The sequence below is a fragment of the Curtobacterium sp. ODYSSEY 48 V2 genome (assembly GCF_023712625.1).
GTDB lineage: Bacteria > Actinomycetota > Actinomycetes > Actinomycetales > Microbacteriaceae > Curtobacterium.
Map to the genome: position 1 here is coordinate 298963 of NZ_JAMAXX010000005.1, position 26648 is coordinate 325610.

At 73.1% G+C, this 26648-nt stretch carries 26 protein-coding genes and 2 tRNA genes; 5 read left to right on the plus strand and 23 right to left on the minus strand.

What is annotated here, in order from left to right; all coding sequences use genetic code 11:
* Nucleotides 1-6 precede the first annotated feature (6 nt).
* From mutM to M3666_RS09980, 6 genes are all read right to left on the minus strand, one after another.
* On the minus strand, nt 7-978 hold the full coding sequence (gene mutM / locus M3666_RS09955) for a bifunctional DNA-formamidopyrimidine glycosylase/DNA-(apurinic or apyrimidinic site) lyase (RefSeq protein WP_251155122.1): 972 nt from the start codon (nt 976-978) through the stop codon (nt 7-9).
* A 4-nt stretch (nt 979-982) separates the two neighbouring features.
* A complete protein-coding gene (gene rnc / locus M3666_RS09960) occupies nt 983-1708 on the minus strand; it encodes a ribonuclease III (RefSeq protein ID WP_066654858.1) in 726 nt (241 codons plus the stop codon).
* Between the two features lie 14 nt (nt 1709-1722).
* Nucleotides 1723-1926: a 50S ribosomal protein L32 gene (gene rpmF, locus M3666_RS09965; protein ID WP_058728177.1), complete on the minus strand. Its 204-nt coding sequence runs from the start codon at nt 1924-1926 to the stop codon at nt 1723-1725.
* A 43-nt stretch (nt 1927-1969) separates the two neighbouring features.
* A complete protein-coding gene (locus M3666_RS09970) occupies nt 1970-2560 on the minus strand; it encodes a DUF177 domain-containing protein (RefSeq protein WP_066654860.1) in 591 nt (196 codons plus the stop codon).
* A 70-nt stretch (nt 2561-2630) separates the two neighbouring features.
* Nucleotides 2631-3125 (minus strand): pantetheine-phosphate adenylyltransferase, encoded by a 495-nt coding sequence (coaD, locus tag M3666_RS09975; RefSeq protein ID WP_066654861.1) that lies wholly within the window; start codon nt 3123-3125, stop codon nt 2631-2633.
* A gap of 26 nt (nt 3126-3151) precedes the next feature.
* Nucleotides 3152-5344: an ATP-dependent DNA helicase RecG gene (locus M3666_RS09980; RefSeq protein WP_251155152.1), complete on the minus strand. Its 2193-nt coding sequence runs from the start codon at nt 5342-5344 to the stop codon at nt 3152-3154.
* Between the two features lie 123 nt (nt 5345-5467).
* On the opposite strand from M3666_RS09980, the gene M3666_RS09985 reads away from it, so the two are divergent.
* Nucleotides 5468-6028: an RsmD family RNA methyltransferase gene (locus M3666_RS09985; RefSeq protein WP_066654862.1), complete on the plus strand. Its 561-nt coding sequence runs from the start codon at nt 5468-5470 to the stop codon at nt 6026-6028.
* 66 nt (nt 6029-6094) lie between these two features.
* Here the strand turns inward: M3666_RS09985 and thiL are convergent, their stop codons facing one another.
* Nucleotides 6095-7087, minus strand: a complete 993-nt coding sequence (gene thiL / locus M3666_RS09990) for a thiamine-phosphate kinase (protein ID WP_251155153.1) — start codon at nt 7085-7087, stop codon at nt 6095-6097.
* Nucleotides 7088-7121: 34 nt separating this feature from the next.
* Here thiL and M3666_RS09995 point away from each other — a divergent pair, with 34 nt between their 5' ends.
* Nucleotides 7122-7607, plus strand: coding sequence for a DUF3515 family protein (locus tag M3666_RS09995; RefSeq protein WP_066654863.1), 486 nt, complete (start codon nt 7122-7124; stop codon nt 7605-7607).
* 45 nt (nt 7608-7652) lie between these two features.
* On the opposite strand, the gene M3666_RS10000 is transcribed toward M3666_RS09995, so the two are convergent.
* The 6 genes from M3666_RS10000 to leuC all read right to left on the minus strand — a co-directional run bounded on the left by M3666_RS10000 (nt 7653) and on the right by leuC (nt 14176).
* Nucleotides 7653-8750: a D-alanine--D-alanine ligase family protein gene (locus M3666_RS10000; RefSeq protein ID WP_066658373.1), complete on the minus strand. Its 1098-nt coding sequence runs from the start codon at nt 8748-8750 to the stop codon at nt 7653-7655.
* Nucleotides 8751-8782: 32 nt separating this feature from the next.
* Nucleotides 8783-9796: an NAD(P)H-dependent glycerol-3-phosphate dehydrogenase gene (locus M3666_RS10005; RefSeq protein WP_066658371.1), complete on the minus strand. Its 1014-nt coding sequence runs from the start codon at nt 9794-9796 to the stop codon at nt 8783-8785.
* Between the two features lie 91 nt (nt 9797-9887).
* A complete protein-coding gene (locus tag M3666_RS10010; RefSeq protein WP_235426341.1) occupies nt 9888-10736 on the minus strand; it encodes a 1-acyl-sn-glycerol-3-phosphate acyltransferase in 849 nt (282 codons plus the stop codon).
* Between the two features lie 4 nt (nt 10737-10740).
* Nucleotides 10741-12108: a UDP-N-acetylglucosamine 1-carboxyvinyltransferase gene (gene murA / locus M3666_RS10015; protein WP_066654865.1), complete on the minus strand. Its 1368-nt coding sequence runs from the start codon at nt 12106-12108 to the stop codon at nt 10741-10743.
* Nucleotides 12108-12704 carry a 3-isopropylmalate dehydratase small subunit gene (gene leuD / locus M3666_RS10020; RefSeq protein WP_066654867.1) on the minus strand — a complete coding sequence of 199 codons (597 nt, stop codon included), beginning with the start codon at nt 12702-12704 and terminating at the stop codon, nt 12108-12110. Before leuD ends, murA begins: the two co-directional genes overlap by 1 nt.
* Nucleotides 12704-14176, minus strand: coding sequence for a 3-isopropylmalate dehydratase large subunit (leuC, locus tag M3666_RS10025; RefSeq protein WP_251155123.1), 1473 nt, complete (start codon nt 14174-14176; stop codon nt 12704-12706). Before leuC ends, leuD begins: the two co-directional genes overlap by 1 nt.
* A 204-nt stretch (nt 14177-14380) precedes the next feature.
* On the opposite strand from leuC, the gene M3666_RS10030 reads away from it, so the two are divergent.
* The gene (locus tag M3666_RS10030) at nt 14381-15448 is read left to right on the plus strand and encodes an FUSC family protein (protein ID WP_251155124.1); all 1068 of its coding nucleotides are present in this window, start codon (nt 14381-14383) and stop codon (nt 15446-15448) included.
* Between the two features lie 341 nt (nt 15449-15789).
* Here the strand turns inward: M3666_RS10030 and M3666_RS10035 are convergent, their stop codons facing one another.
* The 7 genes from M3666_RS10035 to M3666_RS10065 form a co-directional block, all read right to left on the minus strand.
* Nucleotides 15790-16395 (minus strand): histidine phosphatase family protein, encoded by a 606-nt coding sequence (locus M3666_RS10035; protein ID WP_066654871.1) that lies wholly within the window; start codon nt 16393-16395, stop codon nt 15790-15792.
* Nucleotides 16392-16781: a fluoride efflux transporter CrcB gene (crcB, locus tag M3666_RS10040; RefSeq protein ID WP_209682187.1), complete on the minus strand. Its 390-nt coding sequence runs from the start codon at nt 16779-16781 to the stop codon at nt 16392-16394. Before crcB ends, M3666_RS10035 begins: the two co-directional genes overlap by 4 nt.
* Nucleotides 16778-17227 (minus strand): CrcB family protein, encoded by a 450-nt coding sequence (locus M3666_RS10045; RefSeq protein ID WP_251155125.1) that lies wholly within the window; start codon nt 17225-17227, stop codon nt 16778-16780. Before M3666_RS10045 ends, crcB begins: the two co-directional genes overlap by 4 nt.
* A 5-nt stretch (nt 17228-17232) precedes the next feature.
* Entirely contained in the window at nt 17233-17640 is a 408-nt protein-coding gene (locus M3666_RS10050) for a RidA family protein (protein WP_251155126.1), read from the minus strand.
* 84 nt (nt 17641-17724) lie between these two features.
* Nucleotides 17725-20061, minus strand: coding sequence for a GNAT family N-acetyltransferase (locus M3666_RS10055; protein ID WP_251155127.1), 2337 nt, complete (start codon nt 20059-20061; stop codon nt 17725-17727).
* A complete protein-coding gene (locus M3666_RS10060) occupies nt 20058-21563 on the minus strand; it encodes a lysine N(6)-hydroxylase/L-ornithine N(5)-oxygenase family protein (protein WP_374109579.1) in 1506 nt (501 codons plus the stop codon). The genes M3666_RS10055 and M3666_RS10060 overlap by 4 nt, the downstream gene beginning before the upstream one ends.
* Nucleotides 21560-23059 carry an aspartate aminotransferase family protein gene (locus M3666_RS10065; RefSeq protein ID WP_251155128.1) on the minus strand — a complete coding sequence of 500 codons (1500 nt, stop codon included), beginning with the start codon at nt 23057-23059 and terminating at the stop codon, nt 21560-21562. The genes M3666_RS10060 and M3666_RS10065 overlap by 4 nt, the downstream gene beginning before the upstream one ends.
* 110 nt (nt 23060-23169) lie before the next feature.
* Here M3666_RS10065 and M3666_RS10070 point away from each other — a divergent pair, with 110 nt between their 5' ends.
* Nucleotides 23170-24363 (plus strand): NAD(P)-binding domain-containing protein, encoded by a 1194-nt coding sequence (locus M3666_RS10070; RefSeq protein WP_251155129.1) that lies wholly within the window; start codon nt 23170-23172, stop codon nt 24361-24363.
* A 54-nt stretch (nt 24364-24417) separates the two neighbouring features.
* On the opposite strand, the gene M3666_RS10075 is transcribed toward M3666_RS10070, so the two are convergent.
* The gene (locus tag M3666_RS10075; RefSeq protein WP_251155130.1) at nt 24418-25623 is read right to left on the minus strand and encodes an FAD-dependent monooxygenase; all 1206 of its coding nucleotides are present in this window, start codon (nt 25621-25623) and stop codon (nt 24418-24420) included.
* A gap of 85 nt (nt 25624-25708) precedes the next feature.
* On the opposite strand from M3666_RS10075, the gene M3666_RS10080 reads away from it, so the two are divergent.
* Nucleotides 25709-26233 carry a MarR family winged helix-turn-helix transcriptional regulator gene (locus tag M3666_RS10080; protein ID WP_251155131.1) on the plus strand — a complete coding sequence of 175 codons (525 nt, stop codon included), beginning with the start codon at nt 25709-25711 and terminating at the stop codon, nt 26231-26233.
* Nucleotides 26234-26344: 111 nt separating this feature from the next.
* Here the strand turns inward: M3666_RS10080 and M3666_RS10085 are convergent.
* A tRNA-Glu gene (locus M3666_RS10085) sits at nt 26345-26420 on the minus strand.
* 58 nt (nt 26421-26478) lie between these two features.
* Nucleotides 26479-26554, minus strand: a tRNA-Glu gene (locus tag M3666_RS10090).
* Nucleotides 26555-26648: the final 94 nt, after the last annotated feature.

Below are 26648 nucleotides of genomic sequence, written 5' to 3' on the forward strand. Positions count from 1 at the left end.
GTCAGGCTAACGCCTGCGTCGGCGCGGAGCGGGTTGGCACACGGGGCACCGGTGGCTCGACCGGTTCATGAAGGCCTCGCGCACGATGGTCGTGCCGCAGCGCGGGCACGGCTTCCCCTGCTGCCCGTACACCGCGAGACGCTGCGAGAAGTACCCGGACTGCCCGTTGACGTTGACGTACTGCGCGTCGAAGCTCGTCCCGCCGTCCTCGAGGGCACGGGCGAGCACGGTGCGGACCTCGGCCAGGAGCCGGTGCAGGTCGGCCCGCGGCAGGCGGTCGGCCGGACGGTCGAAGTGCAGCTGCGCGGCCCAGAGCGACTCGTCGGCGTAGATGTTGCCGATGCCGCTCACCACGCCCTGGTCGAGCAGGACGCGCTTGATGCCGCTGGAACGCTTCCGCGCCATCGCGACGAAGCGGTCGTCGTCGAACGCCGGGTCGAGCGGGTCCCGGGCGATGTGCGACACCTGGGTCGGGATGCTCCTCCGCCACGGCGCGTCGGGGTCGTGGGCGTCGACCGCACCGGCGGACCCGGCCGGGGCCCCGTCGACGGTCGGCACCATCGCGTCGATCGCCATCGACCCGAAGGTCCGCTGATCGACGAACTCCAGCGCGACCGGCTGCTCGGGACGGCCGTCTCGGTCGGTCCCCGTCGGTTGCACGTCGATCAGGATGCGGCGGTGCCTCGCGGCCGGTCGGTCGCGGCCGAGCAGGACCTGACCGGACATCCCCAGGTGGGTGACGAGTGCCTCGGGTCGGTCGCCGTCGCGCTCGGGGACGAGGGGGAACCACATGAACTTGCCACGGCGCACGGCCGCGGCGATCGTGCGGTCGGTCAGGCGTTCGGCGAAGTCCTCGGCCGGGCCGTCGTGCCGGGTGAGTGCGCGGTCGTCGACCACGTCGACGTGCAGCACGCGGGCACCGCTGACGGCGGGTTCGAGGCCGGCACGGACCACCTCGACCTCGGGGAGTTCGGGCACGCGGTCAGGCCGCCCGGCCGGAGAGCCGCGTCCACGCCTCGAGCGCGGCGGCCATCTCGGCGGTCTTCTTGCTGGTGCCGGACCCCGTCGACACGTCCTCGCCCTGCAGCACGACCGTCGCGTGGAAGGTCTTGTCGTGGTCGGGGCCCTCCTCGGTCACCCGGTAGGCCGGGTTGCCGAGGGACAGGCTCGCGGCGAGCTCCTGCAGGCTCGTCTTCGGGTCCATGGCGGCGCCGAATCGGTCCGGGTCGACGAGCAGCGGCTCGACCAGTCGCAGCACCAGGTCCGTCGCGGCGTCGGGGCCCGCGGACAGGAACGTCGCACCGATGACGGCCTCGACCGTGTCGGCCAGGATCGACGCCTTGCCCCGGCCGCCGGTCTGCTCCTCGCCCTTGCCGAGGCGCAGGTAGGAGCCGAGCCCGATCATCCGGGCGATCTCGGCCAGGGCGACCGTCGAGACGAGGCTGGCGCGCCGCTTGGCGAGCTCACCTTCGTCGAGGTCGGGGAAGGACCGGAAGAGCTTCACGGTCACGGCCTGGCCGAGGATGGAGTCCCCGAGGAACTCGAGGCGCTCGTTGTGCTTGATGCCCCCGTGCTCGTACGCGTACGAGCGGTGCGTGAGGGCGAGCTGGAGCAGCTCGGCGTCGATCTGGACGTCGAGGATGCCCTGCAGACGAACGACGTCCGGCCCCACGGGGCGGGACCCCGTGGCGCCGGACGTCGCTGTCATGTGGTCCGGTCCGATCAGACGTCGGCGACCTTGCGGCCCTTGTACTCCATGTACAGGGCGGTGCCGGCCGAGTCCTCGACGACCTTCGCGCGGTGCGGGAGGCTGTAGGTGACCTTGCCGTTCTCGATCGTCTTCACGAGCTGGACCGGCGCGGCCTTCCACTGCGAACGACGGGCGTGCGTGTTGGCACGGGACTGCTTGCGCTTGGGAACGGCCATGGTGGTTCTCTTTCGGTTGGTCGGTGGTCAGGGTCGAGGTGCGTCAGGCCGTGCGGCCGTCGCCCTCGGGGCTCTGGGTGGGGGTGCTGTCGTCGGCGTCGGTGCTGTCGGCGTCGGTGCTGTCCGCGTCGGCGCCCCGGAAGCCGCTCAGCGCGGCCCAACGCGGGTCGACGACCTCGCGCGGGGTGACCTCGCCGAGGTCGGCCAGCCGCTCACCCGTGACGGGGTCGAGGCCGGGGCAGTCCGGCCGGCAGACCGGCTGGAACGGCAGCGCCAGCACTACCGCATCTCGAACGACCGGTTCACAATCCACGTGGTCATCGTGAACGAAGAAGTCGAAATCCTCCGAGACATCGTACGCGAACAGCTCGGCGAAGTCGACTTCGACCGGTTCGCTGATGTCGATGAGGCAGCGCGAGCACTCCCCCGTGGCCTCGGCCGAGGCGTGTCCGGAGACCAGGACACCCTCGTGCAGGCCCTCGAGCTTCACGTCGAGCTGCAGCGTGGCGCCCTCGCGCACGGCGATGACGCCGGCGCCCATCGCGTCCGGCACCTCGACGTCGAGCGAGTGCTCGCGCATCTCGCCCGGCCGGTGCGCGAGGTCGCGCACGCGCAGGGCGAAGGGGCTGTTCACGGGGGAAGACACGATCGACGAGTCTACCGCGATCTCCTGCGGACGTCGAGGACGCCCGGGACGCGGCGTGTCAGCGCCCGAGGTGCTCGGCCAACGCGTCCGCGACGACGACGGGCACGTAGGGCGTCACGTCGCCCCCGAGCGTCGCGACCTGGCGGATGAGGGAGCTCGACACGTGCGCCCGCGACGCCTCGGGCAGCAGGAAGACCGTCTCGACGTCGGCCAGGTGCCGGTTCATGATGGCCATCGGGGTCTCGTACGCGACGTCCTCGCCCGAGCGCACACCCTTCACGAGCACACCCGCACCCACCTGTCGGCAGTAGTCGACGAGCAGGCCGGAGGTCCACTCCCCGACCCGGACGCTGTCCGGTGCCCCGGTCTCGACGAGGGACTGCTCGATCAACCGCACCCGGTCGGCGGCGGCGAACATCGCGGGCTGCTTGTCCGGGTTGTGCACGACGAGCACGTGCACCTCGTCGAACAGCCGCGCGGCACGCCCGATGACGTCGAGGTGCCCGAGGGTCACGGGGTCGAAGGAGCCGGGGACGACGGCGATCTGGGCCATGTCCGTCACGCTACCTGCCGACGGCGTCAGTTCTTCCCGAGGAACGCGGCGTCGGACTCGTCGAGCCGCCGTGCCAGGGCTTCGCGCAGGGCGGGGTGCTCCCGCAGCTCGGGGTCGGGCTCGAGCACGCGTTCGGCCTCGCCGCGTGCGTCGACGATGAGGTCGGCGTGCTCGACGACGCGGAGCAGGTTCAGCGACGACCGGCCGCCGGACTGCCGCTCGCCGAGCACGTCGCCCTCGCGCCGGAGCTCCAGGTCGACGCGGGCGAGCTCGAAGCCGTCGTCGGACGCCGCCACCGCGTCGACGCGCTCGCGTGCGGTCGTCTCGGCCTCGGCGGTCGTCACGAGCAGGCACACCCCGGCGTACTGCCCACGACCGATGCGACCGCGCAGCTGGTGGAGCTGGGAGACCCCGAAGCGGTCGGCGTCGAGCACCGCCATCATCGACGCGTTCGGCACGTCCACGCCGACCTCGATCACGGTCGTCGCGACGAGCACGTCGACGTCGCCGGCCGCGAAGGACGTCATGACGCGGTCCTTCTCGTCCGCGGTCATCCGCCCGTGCAGGACCTCGATCCGTCGGTCCTGCAGGACCGGCATGGCCCGCATCCGCTCGGCCGTCGCGAGCACCGTCGCCGGTGTGTGCTTCGGCGCGTCGTCCTCGGCGGGCTCGGGGCCGCCGTCGTCCTCGGCGTGGGCGTCGTCGATCGCCGGGCAGACCACGAAGGCCTGCCGCCCGTCGGCGAGCTCCTCGGCCATCCGGGTCCAGATGCGCCCCTCCCACCCGGGGTGCTCGGCCAGCCCGACGGCGAAGGTCTCGACCCCGGCACGGCCAGACGGCAGCCCGGTGATGGTGGACACGTCGAGGTCGCCGAACACCGTCATCGCGACGGTGCGCGGGATCGGCGTCGCGGTGAGGACGAGCACGTGGGGTGGGGTCGCGCCCTTCGTCCGCAGCGCCTCGCGCTGCTCGACGCCGAACCGGTGCTGCTCGTCGACCACGACCAGACCGAGCTCCGCGAAGTCGACCCGGTCGCCCAGCAGCGCGTGCGTGCCGACGACGAGCCGTGAGCTGCCGGATGCCGCCGCGAGCAGTGCCCGGCGCCGTTCGTCGGTCGACTGCGAGCCCGTCAGGATGACCGGCCGGAGCTCGGCCGCCAGGTCGGGGCCGAGGAACTTGACGATCGACCGGAGGTGCTGCGCCGCGAGCACCTCGGTCGGGGCGATGAGGGCCGACTGCCCACCGGACTCGGCGACCGTCAGCATCGCCCGGATCGCGACCAGGGTCTTGCCGGAGCCCACCTCGCCCTGCACCAGCCGGTGCATCGGCCAGTCCCCCGCCAGGTCGTGCGCGATCTCGGCCCCCACCGCCTGCTGGTCGTCGGTCAGGGTGAACGGCAGCGAGGCGTCGAAACGCTCGAGGGTCCCGCCGGGCGCCGCCCGACGCGGGGTGGCAGCGGTCGCCCGGGCAGCGATGCGCCGCTGCACGAGGGCGGTCTGCAGCACGAATGCCTCGCGGTAGCGCAGCGCGTCCTGCGCGCGCTTGAAGTCGGCGACCTTCTCCGGACGGTGCAGGAGCTCCAGTGCTCGGCGGAACGGCACCAGGCCGAGTCGCGTGCGCGCGGGTGCCGGGATCGGGTCAGGCACGTCGGGCAGGGTGTCGAGGACGACGGCGATCGCCTTCGCGATCTGCCACGAGGTCAGCGACGCCGTCGCCGGGTAGATCGGGATGGGCTGCCGTGACCAGCGGATCGCCTCTTCGTCCTCGGGGTCCGCCGTCGCGCGGGGGTCGTCGCGGTCGAACAGCTCGTAGTCCGGGTGGGCGAGCTGCCGCGCACCCCGGTAGTCGCCGACCTTGCCGGCGAAGATCCCACGGGCACCGGGCACGAGGTCCTTCGTGCGCCACCCCTGGTTGAAGAAGGTGAGCGTGAGCAGGCCCTTGCCGTCACCGATCTTCGCTTCGAGGATCGAGCCGCGTCGAGCGCGCATGGTCCGTTCGCGCACGTCGATGACCTCGGCCACGATCGTGACCGACTCGCCGATCGCGAGCGAGTCGAGCGCGGTCAGGGCGCCGCGCTCCGCGTACCGCCGGGGTGCGTGCTCGAGGAACTCACCGACGGTGCGGTACCCGAAGGCCTTCTCGATCGCCTTCGCCGTCCGTCCGCCGAGGACCCCGCCCAGCCGGGCGTCGAGGGGCGCGGGGCCGAGGTCGGGCCGCACCGGCGGCGCCTCGGTGTCGGGGGTGTCGGAGGTGACCACGCGACCACGGTACCGGGCCGGTCCGACGCACCGCGCGCCTCCCGTCCGGCCTGTGGAAGCCGTGCACGCCGCTACGGTGGCTGCATGACCCGCATCATCGCCGGCGCCGCCGGTTCCACGACGCTCCGGGTGCCGAAGTCCGGCACCCGGCCGACGAGCGACCGCGTGCGCGAGGCCCTGTTCTCGTCGCTCGGCGCGCGCGGGCTCGTGGAGGGCACCTCGGTCGCGGACCTCTACGCCGGGACGGGCGCGCTCGGGCTCGAGGCGGCGTCCCGCGGGGCGGCGGAGGTCGTGCTCGTCGACCGCGCGTCCGCTGCCGCGCAGGCGTGCCGGGCGAACGCGAAGGCCGTGCAGCAGCGGGTGCCGGGGGTGCGGATCGACGTGCAGCCGCAGCCGGCGCTCGGCTACCTGCGGAGCACGGTGCGGACCTTCGACCTCGTCTTCGTCGACCCGCCGTACGAGGTCGCCGAGCAGGAGATCGCGGACGTGCTCGAAGCACTCGTGCCGCGCCTGACGGCGGGCGCGGTGGTCGTCGTCGAGCGGAGCAAGCGGTCGCCGGAGCCGACGTGGCCGGCCGGGTTGGAGCCCTTCAGCAAGCGCAGCTACGGCGAGACCGTGGCGTGGGAGGCCGTCACCCCGGCCTGACGCAGGCGGTCGGACGCGCGCGGTCGCGCGATCGGGCGGCCGGGAGGCCCGGCGCGGCCCCGACGGTCAGCCCGCGGCGCCGTCCCAGTCGGCGTACGGGTCCCACCCGGTCGTCGGGACCGGCTCGCCTCCGCGCACCAGGTCCGCGTCGCCGCGGGCGACGACCGCGCCGATGCGCCGGAAGCCGCCGGGCAGCGCCACGCCGGGCGGGAAGGTCGCGAGCAGCCCGTGGTCCTCGCCGCCGTGCAGTGCGAGGTCGTCGGCGCCCGCGACACCGTCGGCATCGAGGTCGAGCGTCACCCGGCTGGCCCGGGCGAGCCGCCCGGCGTCGATCGCCAGCCCGTCGGACAGGTCGAGCATCGCGGTCGCCCCGGCCGTGGCCGCGAGCGGACCGTCGGCGATCGGCGGGACCGGGCGTCGCTGCCGGTCCACGTCGGGGTCGGTGTCCGCGCCGCTCGCGACGGTCGCCGACCGCGAGGGCTCTCCGTGCGCGTCGACGCCGTCGCGGAACAGCCGTGCGAGGCCACGAGCGGCGCGGCCGAGCTCCCCCGAGACCGCGAGGACGTCGCCGGGACGAGCACTCGAGCGGAGCACCGGCGCTCGCCCACCGAGGTCGCCGAACGCCGTCACCGAGACCGTGAACACGGCCGAGGTCGACAGGTCCCCGCCGACCACGCCGCAGCCCGGGGAGAGCTCGTCCACGGCAGCCCGCACCCCGTCCGCGAAGGACTCGAGCACCGCGACGGGGGTCTCCTGCGGCGCGGCCAGGGCGATCACGAGTCCGCTCGGCGTCGCGCCCATCGCTGCGACGTCGGACAGGTTCGTCGCTGCCGCCTTCCACCCGACGTCCGCCGGCGACGACCACGCCCACCGGAAGTCGGGCCCGTGCACCATCATGTCCGTCGTGACGACGAACCGGCCGTCCGGGGCCGCGACGACGGCGCAGTCGTCACCGGGACCGACGTCCGGTGCACCCGCCGGCAGTCGACGGACGATCCGGTCCAGCACGGCGAGCTCCCCCAGCTGTCCCACGGTCGGTCCGGTCCAGGCGTCGTCCATCTCGTCCACGTCCGCAACGGTAGCCTGGACGTCGATGGACACCGTGCGCCGACCCTTCCGCTGGACCGCGATCGCGGGTGTCGCCGTGGCACTCGCCGCCGGGCTGACCGGGTGCACGAACGCCGTGTCGATGGCACCCGCTCCGTCCGCCGACACCGCCGCGTGCGCAGCCGTGCAGGTCCGCCTCCCCACGACCGTCGGGAACGACCTGCCGTTGCGGAACACGAACGCGCAGTCGACGGCCGCGTGGGGCGACCCGGCCGCAGCGCTCTACCACTGCGGCGTCGCGGTGCCGACGGTGTCCGACCTGCCGTGCTTCAGCAAGGGCGGGGTCGACTGGATCCGCGACGACCGCGGGGCGCAGGTCGTCTACACGACCTTCGGCCGGTCCCCGGCGGTGCAGGTCGTCATCGACTCGACGAAGACCACCGACCAGGTCGTGCAGGACCTGTCCGACGTCGTGTCGACGCTGCCGGAGGACGGGCACCGCTGCCTCGACCCCGCGGACGTCCAGGGCTGACGACCGCGTGCGGTGCGCACGGCCAGCCGCACGCGACGCCGGACGTCAGCGGACGGCGACCCGTCCCAGCTCGATGAGCTCGGCGACGAGTTCGCCGTAGGACATCCCGGACGCCGCCCAGCAGCGCGGGTACATCGACAGCGGCGTGAACCCCGGCATGGTGTTGACCTCGTTCACGACGAAGCCGTCGTCGGTCAGGAAGCAGTCCACGCGCGCGAGACCCGCACCGCCGATCGCCTCGAACGCCCGTGCACCGATCGACCGGATCGCGTCGGTCTCGTCGGCGGTCAGGGGCGCGGGGCAGAGGAGCGCCTCGTCGCCGCCCAGGTACTTCGACGCGAAGTCGTAGAAGCCGTCCTCCGCCACGACGATCTCGCCCGGCAGGCTCGTGCGCGGGACACCGTCGCGGCCCTCGAGCACCGCGACCTCGACCTCGCGCCCGACGACGCGCGGTTCGACGATCACCTTCGCGTCGTGCTCGAACGCCAGGTCCATCGCGGCCGCGAGCTGCGACGGCTCGTCGACCCGGGACACGCCCATGCTCGACCCGGCGCGGGCGGGCTTCACGAAGAGCGGCCACCCGTGCACCGCGACGGCCTCGGCGACGCCGTCGGGGTCGGCCGACCACTGCCGGCGGAGCACGGTCGTCCAGGGCGCGACCCGCAGCCCGGCGTGCTCCAGCACGGCCTTCGCGGTGTGCTTGTCCATCGCCAGGGCGCTCGCGAGGACGCCGTCGCCGACGTACGGCAGCCCGGCGACCTCGAGGAGCCCCTGGACCGTGCCGTCCTCACCGAACGGACCGTGCAGGATCGGGAACGCCACGTCGACCGCGATCGTCGTGACCGAGCCGTCCGGGTGCGACACGACCAGCTCGTTCGTGGCCGGCGACGTGGGGAACGCCACACGGGTGCCGTTGTCCGGCACGACGGGGAGCGCACCGTCCCGGAGCGCCCACTGTGCCGGGTCGTCGGACTGCAGGGTGAAGGCGCCCTCCTTCGTGATGCCGATCGGCACGACCGCGTAGACCGAGCGATCGACGACGTCCATGATCCCGCCGGCGGTCACGCAGCTGATCTCGTGCTCGCTGGACCGGCCGCCGAACAGCACGGCGACGGTCGTGGGAGCGGGAGCGATCGTGGGCATGGCAGTCCCCTTGGTGGTCGGGACCGGACCGGTCACTCGCCCTGCGGCTCGTCGGTCTCGGTGAGGTGCGGCGCGATGTTGCGCGGGTCGAGCCTACCGGCGAGGACCTCGGCCACCTGGCCGACGATGGGCATGTCGACGCCGTTCGCCGCCGCCAGTTCGAGGATCGGGGCGACCGATGCCAGGCCCTCCGCGGTCTGGTTCATCTGGCGCACGACCTCGTCGAAGCGGTACCCCTGACCGAGCAGGCGGCCGGCCGTGTTGTTCCGCGAGAGCGGGGACTGGCAGGTCGCGATCAGGTCGCCGAGGCCGGCGAGCCCGGACAGCGTCGACGGCTGCGCACCGAGCGACACCGCGAAGTCGGTCATCTCGGCGAGCCCGCGGGTGATGATCGACGCCTTGGTGTTCTCGCCGTAGCCGACGCCGTCGACGATGCCGATCGCGACCGCGATGAGGTTCTTCAGCACGCCGCCGAACTCCGTGCCGATGACGTCGGTGTTCGTGAACGAGCGGAAGTACGGGTTCGTGGCGACCGCGGCCACCGCGGTCGCCGTCTCGAGCGACGTCGACGACACGACCGCGGCGGTCGGCTGCCGGCGGGCGATCTCGAGCGCCAGGTTCGGTCCGCTCGCGACCGCGATCCGGTCGCGGTCGATGCCGAGACCCTCGTGCAGCACCTCGCTCATCCGCAGGCCCGTGGCCTTCTCGACGCCCTTCATCAGGCTCACGACGGGGACGCCCTCGGGCAGCAGCGGCGCGATCGCGGACAGGTTCGACCGGAGCGTCTGCGACGGCACCGACACGTACACCTGCTCGGCGCCGTCGAGCACCGCGGACAGCGACGTCGACGCGGTCAGCGTACGCGGCAGGTTGATGCCCGGCAGGTAGTCGGAGTTCCGCTTCGTCTCGGTGATCTCCCGTGCGACCTCGGGCCGACGTGCCCAGACGACGGTGTCGGCACCGCCCTCGGCCAGCACCTTCGCGAAGGTGGTCCCCCAGCTGCCCGCACCGATGACGGCGACGCGCGGCTTGTCGGTGGACTGCATGACCACGCGGATGGCTGCGGTGTCGACGGCGCCTGGGGCTGCCACGACGGGGTCCGGGTGGTCGTCGTGCGGGCGCAGGCCCGAGCGGTCGTCAGTCAAACTTCCCGGTCTCCTTCTGGTCGTTGGCGGCCGGGTCCCACCGGGTCGCCGGTGCCTGCTCGCCACGGAGCTCCTCGAGCAGCTCGGTGATCCGGCGCATGAGCAGGTCGGTCGCCGCCAGCAGGGTCTTCTGGTCGAGCGGCTTCCCGCGGTACGCCGACAGGTCGACCGGGTCGCCGACGATCACGTCGACGCGCGACGGCGGGAACAGCCGGAGCTTCTTCGCGTACCGGCCCATGATCCGCTGCGTGCCCCAGTGGGCCATCGGGATGAGCGGGACGTCGTTCTCGAGCGCGATCCGCACCGCGCCGGTCTTGCCGCGCATTGGCCACAGGTCGGGGTCACGGGTGAGCGTGCCCTCGGGGTAGACGATGATCGCTCCACCCTGCTCGATGACGGACCTGCCGCCGCCGAGCGGGTCGTTCAGGCGCGTGCGGCCGGAACGCTCGACCGGGATCTGCCCCATGCCGGCCATGAGCTTGCCGACGACCGGCACCCGGAAGATCGACGCCTTCGCGAGGAACCGCGGCGCACGGCGGGACAGCCAGACGGCGGTGCCGACCACGAGCGGGTCGATGTTCGTGAAGTGGTTCGGGGCCAGCACGAAGGCGCCGCCCTCCGGCAGGCGCTTCGGTCCGTGCCAGTGGTAGCGGGCGGTGAACCGGAAGACCGGGATCACCACGGACGCCGTGATGCGGAAGGCGGTGTTCAGCTCGCCGCGCCGCCACCGGCGCCCCGGGTTCGGGAGGCCCGTGGTGACGTCGGAGGCGGACGCACGCCGTGCCTCCAGGCCGTCACCCGCGCCGCTCGCCGTGCCGTCGCCGCCCGTCGTGCCCTCCACGCGCCTAGCCCGCGAAGTCGAAGTCGGCGCCGAGCTTGCGCAGCTTCGGGATGAAGTGCTCGTACCCGCGGCTGATGATGCCGACGTTCGTGATGTGCGACTCGCCCTCGGCCGTCAGGGCGGCGATGAGGTGGCTGAAGCCGCCGCGCAGGTCGGGCACGCGGACGTTCGCGGCGTGCAGCGTCGTCGGGCCGGTGATGACCGCGGCCTGCTCGAACGGGCGGCGGGCGACACGGCGGTCGTGCCCGGGCAGCCCCTCCTTGTGCACGACGATGTCGGCACCCATCTCGTTCAGGGCGTCGGTGAAGCCGAAGCGGTTCTCGTACACGGTCTCGTGCACGATGCTCGTGCCCTCGGCCTGGGTCAGCGCGACGACGAGCGGCTGCTGCCAGTCCGTCATGAAGCCGGGGTGGACGTCGGTCTCGACGACGACCGGGCGCAGGGTCTCGCGCTCGCGGTAGAAGCGGATGCCGTCCTCCTGGATGTCGAACCCGCCACCCACCTTGCGGAAGACGTTGAGGAACGTCATGAGGTCCTGCTGGTCGGCACCCTCGACGAAGATGTCGCCGTTGGTGGCGAGCGCGGCGGAGGCCCAGCTCGCGGCCTCGTTGCGGTCGTTGATCGCGCGGTGCGTGTACCCGCGCAGCGACTCGACGCCCTCGATGAAGATCGTGCGGCTCGGCTCGACCGTGACGATCGCGCCCATCTTCTGCAGGATCGCGATGAGGTCCATGATCTCGGGCTCGATCGCCGCGTTGCGGAGCTCGGTGACGCCCTCGGCCAGGACCGACGAGAGCAGGACCTGCTCGGTCGCCCCGACGCTCGGGTACGGCAGTTCGATCTTCGCACCCTTGAGACCGTCCGGGGCCGTGAGGTGGATGCCGTTGAGCTGCTTGTCGACCACGGCACCCATCGCGCGCAGGGCGTCGAGGTGGAAGTCGATCGGACGGTCGCCGATGCGGCAGCCGCCGAGGTCGGGGATGAAAGCCTCGCCGAGCTTGTGCAGCAGCGGACCGCAGAACAGGATCGGGATGCGGCTCGAGCCGGCGTGGGCGTCGATCTCGGCGAAGTGCGCCGACTCGACGTTCGCCGGGTCGAGGATGAGCTCGCCTCGTGCAGGGTCCGTGATCCGCACACCGTGCACCTCGAGCAGGCCGCGGACGACCTTCACGTCGGAGATGTCCGGCACGTCCTTGAGGATCGACGGGGTGTCGCCGAGCAGCGAGGCGACCATCGCCTTGGTCGCGAGGTTCTTCGCGCCGCGGACCTCGATGCGCCCCACGAGCGGCTTGCCGCCCCGGATGACGATCTCGTCCGACTTGAGGCCGACGCGGGCCCCTGCTGCTGCTGCGTCCTGTACGAGGGAGTTCACTACTTCACCGGCAATGTCTTCGGCCGCCATCGGGAGCGGCGGGATTCGAACTCCGTGATCGAGGACTCGTCACGGAGGGTGAGCCCGATGTCGTCGAGCCCTTCCATCAACCGCCAACGAGTGTAGGCGTCGATCTCGAAGGGCACGTCCACCGCGCCGAGCGACACGCGCTGCGCGACCAGGTCGACGGTCGCCTCGATGCCCGGGTTCGCCGCGATCTCGGCCCAGAGTGCCTCGACTTCCGGTTCGGTCACGATCGCGGTGACCAGGCCCTGCTTGCCCGCGTTGCCCTTGAAGATGTCCGCGAAACGACTCGACACCACCACGCGGAAGCCGAAGTCGCGGAGCGCCCAGACCGCGTGCTCGCGGCTCGACCCGGTCCCGAAGTCCGGGCCCGCGACCAGCACCTGCGCCCCCTGGTAGACGGGCTGGTTCAGCACGAAGTCGGGGTCCTGGCGCCACCCGGCGAACAGGGCGTCCTCGAAGCCGGTCTTCGTGACGCGCTTGAGGTAGACCGCGGGGATGATCTGGTCGGTGTCGACGTTCGAGCGCTGCAGCGGCGCGGCGATCCCGGTGACGGTGGTGATCTTGTCCATCAGTTGGCTCCTTCAGCGGTCGCTGCCGTCGCGGCGGTGTCGTCGGTGACCGTCGCGATCGCGTCGTCGGTCTCCAGGTCCCACGGGCTCGACAGCGTGCCCCGGACCGCGGTGGCGGCGGCGACGAGCGGCGAGACCAGGTGCGTGCGGCCGCCCTTGCCCTGCCGCCCCTCGAAGTTGCGGTTCGAGGTGCTCGCGCACCGCTCCCCCGGTGCGAGCTGGTCGGGGTTCATGCCGAGGCACATCGAGCAGCCGGCGAACCGCCACTCCGCGCCGAAGTCGGTGAACACCTTGTCCAGCCCCTCGGCCTCGGCCTCGAGCCGGACCCGGGCGGACCCCGGCACGACCATGACCCGCACGCCGTCGGCCTTCTTCCGTCCCCGGATGACCGACGCGAAGGCCCGGAGGTCCTCGATGCGCGAGTTCGTGCACGACCCCATGAAGACCGCGTCGACCGCGATGTCCTTCATCGGTGTGCCGGCCTCGAGGTCCATGTACTCCAGCGCACGCTGCGCGGCGGCCTGGTCGTTCGGGTCGCTGTAGCCCGCGGGGTCCGGGACCGTCTCGGACAGCGACACGCCCTGGCCGGGGTTCGTGCCCCACGTGACGAAGGGCTCGAGCTCGTCCGCGTCGATGAAGACCTCGGCGTCGAAGACGGCGTCGTCGTCGGTCGCCAGCGTGTCCCAGTACGCGACGGCGTCGTCCCAGTCCTGACCGGTCGGTGCGTGATCGCGGCCCTGCACGTAGTCGTAGGTGGTCTGGTCGGGGGCGACCATGCCGGCGCGGGCACCGGCCTCGATCGACATGTTGCAGATCGTCATGCGCCCCTCCATCGAGAGCGAGCGGATCGCCGAGCCGCGGTACTCCAGCACGTAGCCCTGCCCGCCGCCGGTGCCGATCTTCGCGATCACGGCGAGGATGATGTCCTTCGCCGTGACGCCCGGGCGCAGGGTGCCCTCGACCGTGATCGCCATCGTCCTGAACGGCTTCAGCGGCAGGGTCTGGGTGGCGAGGACGTGCTCGACCTCGCTCGTGCCGATGCCGAACGCCATCGCACCGAACGCACCGTGGGTCGACGTGTGCGAATCGCCGCACACGACGGTGATGCCGGGCATCGTCAGGCCGAGCTGCGGGCCGACCACGTGGACGATGCCCTGCTCCTTGTCGCCGAGCGAGTGCAGACGGACGCCGAACTCCTCGCAGTTGCGACGCAGGGTCTCGATCTGCGTGCGGCTCGTCGGGTCGGCGATGGGCCGGTCGATCGCGAGGGTCGGGGTGTTGTGGTCCTCGGTCGCGATGGTCAGGTCGAGGCGACGCACCGGGCGGCCGGCCTGGCGGAGGCCGTCGAAGGCCTGCGGGCTCGTGACCTCGTGCACGAGGTGGAGGTCGATGTAGAGGAGGTCCGGGCTCCCGTCCTCGCCCTTGACCACGACGTGGTCGTCCCACACCTTCTCGGCGAGCGTCTTTCCCATCGGCCCGGCCCTTCCTCATCGACGTTGCGGTACCGCTCTCGCGGCTCGGTCCGGCGAGTCTAGCAGGTTGGTATACCAACGCGGGCCGGGACGGACGGGAGGCGCGGTGCGGCGCCGCCACGCGCCTCCCGTCCGGCCGTGGTGCGGTCCGGACGAGGCGACCCGCGTCGGCGACACCCGTCGCGGTGGGAAGATGGTGACGACATGACGACACCTGCGCACTCGACCCGGACCACCAACCTCGAGGGCGCAGCCCGCGCCGCGATCGCCGGCGGCGCACCGCTCGCGCTGCTGATCGCCCTGGGGATGCCGGGCTACGCAGCGTTCGCGATGTTCGCCGGCTTCACGGCGATCTTCGGCGCGACCGAGCCGTACCGCCAGCGTGCCGTCACGACCGGCGTCGCCGGTGCGCTCCAGGCGGCGTGCATGCTCGCGGGCATCGGCGTCGCGTTGCTCGGGCACCCGCTGTGGCTGCAGGCGGTCGGGCTCGTGGTGGTGCTCGTCGTCGCCGTGTGCACGCTCACGGCGCTGCAGACGATCCCCGCGCAACCGATCTTCCCGGTCTTCGCGTTCGTCGTCTCCTCGCTCGTCCCGCTGCGGCCCGCCGACCTGCCGACGGTCCTGCTGATCATCGTCGGCTCGGTCGCGTGGGCGTGGCTCGTGGCGATGTCGGGCGCGGTGCTCCGTCGACTCCTGCACCCGCGGGCGCCGCACCGCTTCCGGCCGCTGGCGGCACGCAAGCACCGCACGCTCGACGTCCTGCGCACGCCGGCGCTGCGGGAGACCGTCGCCCTCAACGTCGTCGGGTCCGTCGTGGCCGGAGCGGTCGCCGTCGCGATCCCCGGGCTCGGACACCCGTACTGGGCGGTGATCGCTGTGGTGTCGACGCTCCCCGCGCTCCGGCAGCGGCACACGCTGCGTCGCGCCTGGCAGCGGGTGGTCGGCACCGTCGGGGGCACGGTCGTGGCCGTGGGGATCCTGCTGCTCGAGCCGAGCGTCTGGTGGATCGTCGTGATCGCCGTCGTCGGGCAGTTCTTCGCGGAGATCTTCGTCGCGCGGCACTACGCCGTGACCCTGCTGTTCCTCACGCCGCTCGCGCTCGCCGTGTCGTGGCTGAGCCTGCCCGAGGCGCCGGAGCTCCTCGCACTCGACCGCATCGCGCAGACGCTGCTCGGTGCGCTCGTGAGCGTCGCGCTCCTGGTGGTCGGGCGGTTCGTCGAGCGTCGACGAGGCCGGCCGCTCGGCGCGACGAGCGCGATCCGCACCGTCTGACGGGGCGTCGGCGCGGCGCCGACGCGGCGCGCCGGTGCCGCGCAGCGCCGGTGCCGCGCGCCCTGTCGCGCGCACGACCGCGAGCACGTCGCGCCGCGGGAACACGTGGCGCGACGTGCCCCGGGTCGTGCGGGAGCAGGACGCGCAAGCGAGCCCGCGCCGGTCGGGAGGCGCAAGCGAGCGCGCGCCGGACGGGAGGCGCGTGGTCAGCCCGCACCGCGCCTCCCGACCGCAACCGGGTCGCCTGTCGCGCGCACAGCCGCCAGCACGTCGCGCCGCGGGAACACGTGGCGCGACGTGCCCCGGGTCGTGCGGGCGCAGGACGCGCAAGCGGGCGCGCGTCAGTCGCGCGGGGCGACGTTCCAGGAGTCGATGACGGGGCGGCCGTGCTCGTAGCCGAGCGAGCTCACGGTGGCGGTGCCGAGCTTGAGCACGGCTCCGTCCTGCGGCGCGAGGCGGATCCAGGCGGCACCGAGCGCGCGGAGCACGTGTCCGTGCGCGACCACGATCGCGTCGTCGCCCTCGGCGAGGACCGGACGGACGCGGTTCAGGACCCGCTCGACGCGGACCCGGACCTCGGCGGCGTTCTCACCCGGGGTGTCGCCGGCAGGGACCCCGTCGGTCCAGAGGTCCCACGGGCCGTGCCGCTTGACCTTGATCTGCGGGGTGGTCAGGCCCTCGTACGCGCCGTAGTCCCACTCGTACAGGTCCTCGTCGAGCTCGGGGTCGACGCCGACGAGCGCAGCGGTGTCCCGCGCGCGCTGCAGCGGGCTCGAGAGCGCGAGCGCGAAGGTGCGGTCGGCGAGGTACCGGCCGGCGCGCTTCGCCTGCTCGATGCCCTCGTCGGTGAGCGGGATGTCGGTGCGGCCGGTGTGCTGACCGCTCTTCGACCACTCCGTCTCTCCGTGGCGGACGAGGACGAGTTCGCCGGGGCGTTCCGAGGTCATGTGTTCCTTCCGATGAGCAGGCCGAGCGCGGCTGCGCCGACCGAGACGACGAGCATCCCGAGGCCGTTCAGGACGGCGGTCCGGGTCTTGCCGGATCGGAGGAGCTGCACGGTCTCGACGCTCGCCGTCGAGAACGTCGTGTACCCGCCCATCATGCCCGTCCCGAGCACGGCGACCACCGAGGGGCCGAGGGCGCCGGTCTCCCCGAGTCCGGTGACGAGCCCGAGCACGAGCGATCCCGTGACGTTGATGACGAGCGTGCCGAGCGGGAAGCGTCCGAGCGCGGTGCCGTCCACCCGGGCCTTGACGGTGCCGTCGAGCCAGCAGCGCAGCGCCGCGCCGACCCCGCCGCCGAGGGAGACCAGCAGGAGTCCGAGCAGGGTCACCGGGCACCCCCGCTCCGAGCGCCCCGGGAGCGCCGAGCGCCGGCGACCCACGCTCCCGCTGCCGCGGCGGCCAGCCCGAGCACCACCGACAGCAGCGCGTACCCGGTGCCGGCGCCCCACCGCCCGACGTCGAGCAGCCGGGCGGTGTCGTCGGCGAGGGTCGAGTAGGTCGTGAAACCACCGAGGACGCCCGTGCCGACGAACAGCCGGAGCGCCCGACGTCGGCCGAGGTCCGGACCCGCGTGCGCGAGTGCCTCCAGGAGCACCCCGAGGCAGAACGCTCCGACGACGTTGATGCCGAGGATCGTCCAGCTGATGCCGTCCACCGCGGGGAACGCTGCGGCGAGCGCAGCCCGCACCCCGGTGCCGATCGCACCGCCGAGCGCGACGAGTCCGAGGTACCGCCAGCGCAGGTGCGGGGGCCGATCGGTCGTGCGGGTGTCCACGGACGTCAGTCCACCAGGGCGGCCACGCCCTCGACCTCGACGAGCTGGTCGTCGTAGCCGAGGACGGTCACGCCCGTCAGCGTGCTGGGCACGTCGTGGTCCCCCATCGCGGCCCGGACGACCTCCCACGCGGCGACGAGGTCGGCCTGGTCGGACGACGCCACGAGCACGCGGGTGTGCAGGAGGTCACCGAGTCCGGCGCCGGCCGCGGCGAGCGCCGTCTCGAGGTTGGCCATGCACCGAGCGGCCTGGGCACGGTGGTCCCCCACGGCGACGGTGCGACCCTGCTCGTCGAGCGGGCAGGCCCCGGCGAGGAACACCAGTCGGGCACCGGCAGGCGCGGTGGCGGCGTACGCGTACTCCGCCACGGAGCTGAGTCGGTCGGAGCGGATGAGCTGCACGGCGCTGGTCACCCTGCCAGCCTGCCACGACCGGACCCGCGGGAGCGTGCCCGCCGCCCGCGGGACCGGCCCGGAGCCGCCCGTGTGAGCGGACCCTCAGCGTGCGACGGGGTTCGCCGTGCGGCCGGCCCGGATGAGCGAGTCGGTCTGCGCCGACAGGTCGACCATCTGCAGGGTGTTCCGCAGCTGCAGCCGGTTCAGGCACGAGTGCTCGAAGTCCGGCACGCGGAGGTCGATCGGCCGCGCCCGTCCCGCCGCGGCGTCGTCCACGCAGGAGCCGACGAGCCGCCAGAAGACCCTGCTCGGCAGGACTCCGTCGTCGTCGAGGATCGCCGCGAGGTACCGGAGCACCCCGTCGAACACGTCGGTGAAGACGCCGAGCGCCGCCTCGTCGTCGTCGACCGGGTGCACGATCCGCTCGATCCCGGCGGGCACCGGGACGTCCCCGACGACCACGACCTCCTCCCCGATGTCCTTCATGAACACGCGGGACACCGCACCGTCGCGCAGCACGAGCACGAGGTTCTCGCCGTGCGGCATGAACAGCAGCTGGTGCTCGGTGAGGCAGTGCACGACGGGGCGGAGGTACGCGTGAAGGTACCGCTCGACCCACGACGCGGCGTCGAGACCCGACTCCGCGACGAGCGCAGCAGCCACCGACCGCCCCCTCGCGTCCCGGTGGAGCAGCGCCGCCATGGTGATCGGCCGCTCCCCCGGCAGCAGGCGCGGCACCGGGCTCTCCCGCCAGAGCGCCGCGAGCATCTTCCGCTGCGGCGCGCCCTGCTGTGCGGGCACGGCCCCGATCCGGTGCCAGACGTCTCCCGTGTACCCGATCGCCGCGTGCTCGCGGAGCACCCCGAAGCCGGCGTCGGCCAGGACCGGATCGGCATCGACGAGTCCCGCCACCCAGTCGTTCACCGCGGGCGCGGTCCGCATGTACGCCGGCGACATCCCCCGCAGGAACCCCATGTTCTGCACGGCGAGCGCCGTCTTCACGTACGACCGCTCCGGCCGGGAACGGTTGAACGCGGTGCGGATCGACTGCTGCGGCTGGTGGTCGTCCGGTCCCTCGCCGAGATCGACGAGGTCCTGCCGCCCGAGGTCCGGGGCGAACGTCACCGCGATCCGGTGCTGCCACTGCCAGGGGTGCACCGGGAACCACGTGTACTCCGCGGGGTCGAGCCCGCGTCGGTCGAGCACCTCGTGGAAGCGCGCGACCGTCGACGCGTCGAGCTCGGCGTCCCAGTGCTGGTGCTCGGACCGGTCCGCGGCGAGCGCCAGGTGCGTGTGCTCACGACGGGCTGCGAGCCACCGGTACCGGAAGCGCCCGCCGGACTCGGGGGCGAACGCGCGGTACTCGTCGAGCCCGAACCCGATCCGCCCGTTCGCGGCGACGAACGCCGGGTGCCCCTCGGTCATCGCGGCCTCGGCGTCCTGGAACCCCGCGACCACGTCGCCGTCCGACCGGCCGCGGGCGAGCTGCGCGGCGGAGGGGCCGCCGCGCCGGTGCTTCGCCGCGGCGCTGGCGAGCGTCGAGGCGATCTCCTCCAGGTACGTCCCGAGGAGGGCGTCGGGGATCCCGAGCTGCTCGTGCAGCGCGAGCACGAGGTCCTGTGCATCGAGCGGTGCCGGGACGCCCGCGCGGCTGCGGGTGAGCGAGGCCTCGTCGACGACCCAGTGCTCGAGCGTGTGCACCCGCGCGCGGAAGCGGTAGGTCGAGTCCCCGGCGTCGAGCACCCAGCCCGCACCGTCGGGCCGTGGGGCGACCAACCGTTCGTGCGTGAACTCCGCGATCGCCTTGGCGACGAGGTGCCGCTCGGCCGGCTCGAGGTGCTCCGGCCGCAGGTGCGCGGCGGGTCCGTCGTCGTCGGGCGTGCCGATCCGGCCGGTGTCCAGGACCGACAGCAGCGCGCGCTTGCCGTCGACGTCGACCTCGCGCAGGACACGGAACCCGACCTCGGCGTTCTTCCGCTGCACCGCCGTGTTGCGCACGTCCGGCTCGACGACGACCCGCTGCGCGCCGAGGGCGTCGCGGCAGTGCTCGACCACCGCTCGCATCACGGCACGTGTCAGCCCGTGGACACGCCCCTCGTCGGGCGGCGGAGCGACGAGCAGGTGCATGCCGACGTCGCCCGGTTCCGCGTCCCACACGTCGGTGAGCAGCACGGCCGCCGGGTCGTAGGTCTCCGCGTACGCGACGGGCTCGCCCTCCCACCGGAGCACCCACCCCGCCTGCGCCGGGTCCTCCTGCACGGAACGGAGGTACGTGCGGACCGCGTCGGTGTCGTGGTCGGACATCGCCCACCACGAGGACGCCGGGGCGGCGAGCCACGCCTGCACGACGGCGGCGTCGCGGTCCGGGACCACCGGGTGGACGGACGGGAGGCCCGTGGTCGCGTCCGCCCGTGCGGCGACGGTCGCCAGGGCGCTCACGACGCGTCCCCGGCGGTCGCGGTCCGACGGGCTGCCGCGGCTGCGGCGCTCGCCGGGGCGTCGGCGACGGGACCGGCCGCAGCGGCCGCTCCGGTGTCGGCAGCAGCGTCCGGAGCCGGCCGTCCACCGGGCAGGCCGAATTCCTGGAAGGCGATCCGCTCCTCCAGGCCGTACACGGACCGCCCCGTGACGGAGCGGATGATCGAGGCGTTCCGCCACGCCCCCATCCCGAGGTCGGGGGCGGTCAGACCGTGCGTGTGCTCCTCGGCGTTCTGCACCCAGATCCGTCCGCCGAGGGTGTCGACGTGCAGGTCGCGTGCGACGGCGAACCGACCGCGGTCGTCGCGGCGGACGAGGTGCTCGACCGGGGCGAGGAAGTCCGGGTCCCGCGGTCGGTACCCGGTCGCGAGGACGAGCCGGGCGACCTCGTGCACCGCCTCGGTGCCGAGCTGCCCGTGTCGGAGGGTCAGTCGGAAGCGGTCCCGCTCGGGCAGCCACGCAGCCGCGACGACGCTGGTGTCGGTCCGGAGCGTCGTCGGGACCGGCCCGCGGGCGCTGATCCGGTAGAGCGTGTCGTAGACCTCGTCCACCAGATCGGCACTGATGCCCTTGTACAGCCCCCGCTGCTCGCGACCGAGCCGGTCTCGCACCTCGCCGGGCAGGGCGTGGAAGTGGTCGGTGTACTCCGGGCTCGTCATCTCGAGCGTGAGCTTGGTGTCCTCCATCGGGAAGAACCGGGGCGATCGGGTGATCCAGTCGAGGCGGTAACCGCCGTCGCGGATGCCCTCGAGCAGGTCGCGGTAGACCTCGGCCGCGGACTGCCCGCTCCCGACCACGGCGATCGAGTCGGCGCTCCGGAGCGCGTCACGCGCCGGCAGGTACCCCGCGGAGTGCACGACCGGTCCGTCGAGGTCGCGGAGCGCCTCGGGCACAGCGGGTTCCGTGCCGATCCCGAGCACGACGTGCCGGGCGACGTACCGCTCGGACCCGCTCGGGGTCTCGGCGAGCACGGTGAACAGGTCGGTGTCCTCGTCGTGCTCGACGGCGACGACCCGACGGCCCCAGCGCAGCGTGTCGAGCCGTTCGGCGGCCCAGCGGCAGTAGGCGTCGTACTCCACGCGCAGGGGGTGGAAGTCCTCGCGGATGAAGAAGGGGTAGAGCCGCCCGGTCTCCTTGAGCCAGGCGAGGAACGAGAACGGCGACGTCGGGTCCGCCATGGTCACGAGGTCGGCCAGGAACGGGACCTGGATGGTGGCGTCGACGAGCATCATGCCGTGGTGCCAGGCGAAGCCGTCGGCCTGGTCGAGGAACACGGCGTCGAGGTCGTCGATCGGGTCGGTCAGGCAGGCGAGCCCGAGGTTGAACGGGCCGATCCCGATCCCGACCAGGTCGAGGACGCGGCCGACACCGTCGCCGGTGTCGCTGGTCCTGGTGCCGGTGTCGCTGGTCCTGGTGCTGGTGGCGCTGGTGCTGGTGGTGCTGGTGCTGGTGCTGGTGGTCACCGGGTTGCTCCCGTCGTCGTGCCGGCCGTGCTGGGGACGCCGCTGGCGTGCAGGCGCGCCGCGGTGTCGACCACGTGGTCGAGCGCCGCGACGACCTGCGTCGTGCTCGTGGTGGGGTTGAGCAGGGTGAGCTTGCTGCACGGACGGCCGTCGATCACGGTCTTCGCGACGAGTACCCGCCCCTCGGCGAGCAGGGCCGCGCGCAGCGGCGCGACGAGTGCGTCGGCCTCGGCGTCCGACACCCCGTCCGGCTGCCAGCGGAAGAGCACCGTGCTCAGCTGCGTCGGCGCGACGAGCACCAGGTCCGGGTGTGCCGCGACGTGCTCGTGCACCCGCTCCGTGACGTCGAGCACCGCGTCGAAGGCCCGTCCGATCGCCTCGGCGCCGCTCGCCCGGAGGGTCGCCCAGAGCTTGAGCGCGTCGAACCGCCGGGTGGTCTGCAGGGACTTGTCGACCTGGTTCGGCTCGTCGGCGTCCTCGGGGTTGAGGTAGTCCGCGTGCCACGAGGCCCGGCGGAGGTCCTCCGGGTCCCGCACGAGCAGCGCGCTCGACGACACCGGCTGGAAGAACGACTTGTGGAAGTCCGCGGTGACGCTCCGCGCTCGTCCGATGCCGGCGAGCAGGTGTCGGCGGGTCGGGGACACGAGCAGGCCACAGCCGTACGCGGCGTCGACGTGCAACCAGACGTCCTCGAGGTCGCAGACGTCGGCGATCGCCTCGAGCGGGTCGATGCAGCCGCGGTCGGTCGTGCCCGCGGTCGCGACGACGGCCGCGGGCGTCCGGCCCTCGCGCCGGGCGTCGGCGATCGCGTGGGCGAGGGCGTCCGGTCGCATCCGGCCGGCTGCGTCGGCGGCGACGTCGACCACGGCACGTTCCGGCAGGCCGAGCAGCATCGCGGACTTCCGGACACTGAAGTGGCTCGACGCGGTGGCGAACACGACGAGGTCGTCGAGTGCCGGCGAGCGGTGCGCACGGTCTCCCGCGCGGAGCGGTGCGGTCGCGGCCTGGCGCGCCAGGAGCAGGGCGTGCAGGTTCGACTGGGTCCCACCCGAGGTGAAGACCCCGTCCCCCGTCGGGAAGCCGATCGCGTCCGTGACCCACCGGACCGTCCGACGTTCGATCTCGGTGCCGATCCGCGACTGGTCCCAGGTGTCGACCGACGGGTTGACCGCCGCGAGGACCGCCTCGGCAGCGACCGCGGGCACCGCCACCGGACAGTTGAGGTGCGCGAGGTACCCGGGGTCGTGGAACCAGACGGCCTCCGCGGTGAAGAGGTCGTCGACCTCGGCGACGGCGGCCTCCGCCGACCCGAGCGGTCGGTCGAGGTCGACCGCCGCGACACGCTGCCGGAGGACGGCGGCGGGCGTGTCGGTGGTCGGCGCGGTGACGGCCGCGAGTCGGTCGGCGGTCCGGTCGACCGCGCCCCGGACGACCCTGCGGTACCGGTCGGAGCGGTCGGACGTGAGGAGTTCGAGCAATGGCGTGGAGCTGTTCACGTTAGGTAAGGCTAACCTCACTCCTCCGCGGAACGGAAGCCACACCCGGGGGAAGACCGGTCGTTCTGTCGCGCTCGGCCCGCCCCGGCCTGCCCCGGTACGCTCACCGGGTGACCTGCCCTCCGTCCGCCGCCGACGCCGACGCGGACGCGACCGCCGACGCAGTCGCGACCGTCGCCGTCATCGGCGCGGGGCAGGCCGGACTGTCGGTCGCGCACCACCTGCGCCGACGCGGGTTCCGCGCCGTGTCCGGCGCCGGGGACCGCGGCGGGCCGGCCGGCAGGACCGTCGTCGTGCTCGACGCGAACCAGCGGCCAGGAGGCGCGTGGCAGCACCGGTGGGCGTCGCTGCGGATGGCCACGGTGAACGGCATCCACGACCTGCCCGGCACGCCGCTCCCACCTGTCGACCCTGCGGAGGAGGCCCGCACCGCGGTCCCCCGCTACTTCGCCGACCACGAGGCGCGCGAGGCCCTCCCGGTGCTGCGGCCCGTCCGCGTGCGGTCGGTGACCCCGGTCGACGACCGCCCCGACGGGGTACTCCGTCTCGACACGGACCACGGCTCGTGGCTGGTGCGCGCCGTGGTGAACGCCACCGGCACGTGGGACACCCCGGTGGTCCCGGACGTGCCGGGTGCCGCGTCCTTCCTCGGCGAGCAGCTGCACAGTCGCGACTTCGTCGACGCCGAGCACTTCCGCGGCAGGCGCGTGGCCGTCGTCGGCGGCGGGATCTCCGCGGTGCAGCTGCTCGGGGAGATCAGCCTCGTCACCTCGACCGTCTGGTACACCCGGCGCGAACCGGTGTTCCTGCCGGGCGGCTTCGTCCACGAGGTCGACGGCGTCGACGTGGAACGACGCGTGGCCGCCGATGTCCGGGCCGGTCGACCGCCGGCGAGCATCGTGTCGTACACCGGACTGATCTGGACCGGCGCGCTGCGTGACGCCGCTCGGCGCGGTGTGCTCGAGCGGCGGCCGATGTTCACGCGGGTCCGACCGCACGGCGTCGTGGAGGCCGACGGCACCGACACCTCGGTGGACGTCCTGCTCTGGGCGACCGGGTACCGCGCGGACCTCGACCACCTGGCGCCGATGCACCTGCGCGGCCCGCTCGGCGGCGTCCCGGTCGCCGGTACGCAGGTGACCGACGAGCCGCGCGTGCACCTCGTCGGGTACGGCCCGTCGCAGTCGACCGTCGGGGCGAACCGCGCGGGCCGGGCCGCCGCCCGCGACCTGGACCGCTGGCTCGACACCCACGAGGGCACCCGCGGGGACGGTCGACCGCCGAGTGCTGACGTCGAGCGCTGACCGCCGGACCCCGGACCCGATCAGCGTCTCGCCGAGCGGTGCCGCCGAGCAGCCTCAGACCACCGGGACCGGTGGGAGCTCGCGGTCGGTCTCGGCGACGCGGGTGGCCTTCGCCGCGAGGCCCTGCAGCGGCCCCTCGAGCAGCACCCTGTCGGCGACGTGGCGGAGCGCGAGCCCGAGCCGGGTCCGGGGGTAGGCGAACCGGACGATCCCGCGCGGGATGCCCTGCACGTCGTCCACGAGCGGTCGCATCCAGTCGTCGAACGCCGCGAGCGCACGGTCGAGGTCCGCACGGTCCGAGGAGCGACCCGTGACCGATGCGGCGAGCACGTACCCGCTGGTGAGGGCGAGCGACGCGCCTCCTCCGCCCATGGGCGTGACGCACCACGCCGCGTCGCCGACGAGGGCCACGCGGCCCCGTCGCCAGACGGGCATCCGCACCTGGGTGAGCCGGTCGACGTAGACGTCGTCCGACGTGGCGAAGCCGTCGAGCACACGGCGCGACTGCCACCCGGCGTCGGCGAACCGTTCCTCGAGCCCCGCCTGCACCCCCGTGCGCTCGGCGCCGGTCACCCCGTCGTCGTCGCCGGCCCAGGCCAGGATCGCGCGGGTCGTGTCGTACGGGTCGGGGCGCAGGTGCACCTGGCGTCCACCGACGGCGTTGTACCAGCGCCACCGTCGGTCGTCGGAGTCCGTCCGAGGGATCGTCCCGAACGCCATCGTGACGCCCAGGTCCCGCTCGGCGACGTCGCCCGGGTGATCGAACACCAGCGCCCGGGTGGTCGACCGGACACCCTCGGCGACCACGAGCAGGTCCGGCCGGAGCGTCCGACCGGAGGTCGTCGTGACGGCGACGTGTCCGGGCGCGGTGTCGTCGACGTCGGTGATCCGCTCACCGAAGACGAAGGGCACCTCGTCGGGCAGCGCGTCGCGGACCGTGCGGGCCAGGTCGCCCCGGAGCACCTCGAGCTCGGCGGTCGCGCCGTCCGGCCCCTCGGGCAGGGTCGCGGTCACCCGTCCCTCGGTGTCGACCAGGACGGCCCCGGTCTCGGTGGTGTTCGCGGCACGGACCGCATCCGTCAGCCCCATCCGCTCGAGCACCTGCTTCGCGACGCCGCGGACGTCGACGTTCTGCCCGCCGTCACGGAAGGCCGGAGCGCGTTCGACGACGGTGACGTCCCAACCGGTGTGCCGGAGCCACCAGGCGGCGGACAGACCTGCGATGCTCGCTCCCGAGATCACTGCGTGTGGTGCGGACATGTCCTGCTCCTCGTGTGCTGCGCGGTCGGCTGGGACCGACCGCTCGTGCTTTACAGTGAAGCGACTTGACTGTGGAGGAACCTGGATGCCCGACATCGACCCGCTCACGACGGACTGGCAGGACGACGAGGTCGCCGTCATGCACCACCTCCGGGACTGGGCCGTGGCGTTCGAGGAGCTCGACCGGCACCTCGGCGTGTGGATGGGGATGTCGACGACGGATGCGAACGCCCTCGGTCAGGTGCTGTGGGCCGAGCAGGCGGGCGAGCCGCTCTCCCCCGCGCAGCTCGCCCGGCAGATCGGCATGACGTCCGGTGCGACCTCGGTGCTCGTCGACCGGCTCGAGACGGCAGGGCACGTGACCCGCCACCGCGAGAGCACGGACCGCCGGCGGGTGACCCTGCGCGCGACCGCCGCGGCGCGGGCTGCGAACGAGGCGTTCCTCGCGCTCGCCGGGCGCGAGATCGCCGGCGCCCTGCGCGAGAGCGACCCCGCCGAGCTCCGGGCCGCACTGCGGTTCCTCGCGCGGATGACGACGGCGGCGACCGCGGCGAACACGCGCCTCGCGGCGCGTCGGAACGGTGGCTCGACCACCGCGACCGCCCACTGATGAACGGGCGGCGCCTCGCCGGGAGCGACGGGCTCCGCATCCCCGAGAGCACTGCATCGCCGCGAACGACGAGAACCCCTCCGGGCCGGAGCTCGGAGGGGTTCTCGGGTGTGGTGACCCCAGCGGGATTCGAACCCGCGTTACCGCCGTGAGAGGGCGACGTACTAGGCCGCTATACGATGGGGCCGCACGCCCCGCTCGGGAGCGGGACACACTCGTTGTCGGACTCGGAGGCTAGCCACCTGTGGTGACCCCAGCGGGATTCGAACCCGCGTTACCGCCGTGAGAGGGCGACGTACTAGGCCGCTATACGATGGGGCCGCTCCGACAACCCGATAAGTATGGCACAACGCGCGCACGCTGCCAAAACGGGGCGTGTCGCCCGGGTGTGCCGCGCCTCCGGGCGGATCCGCAG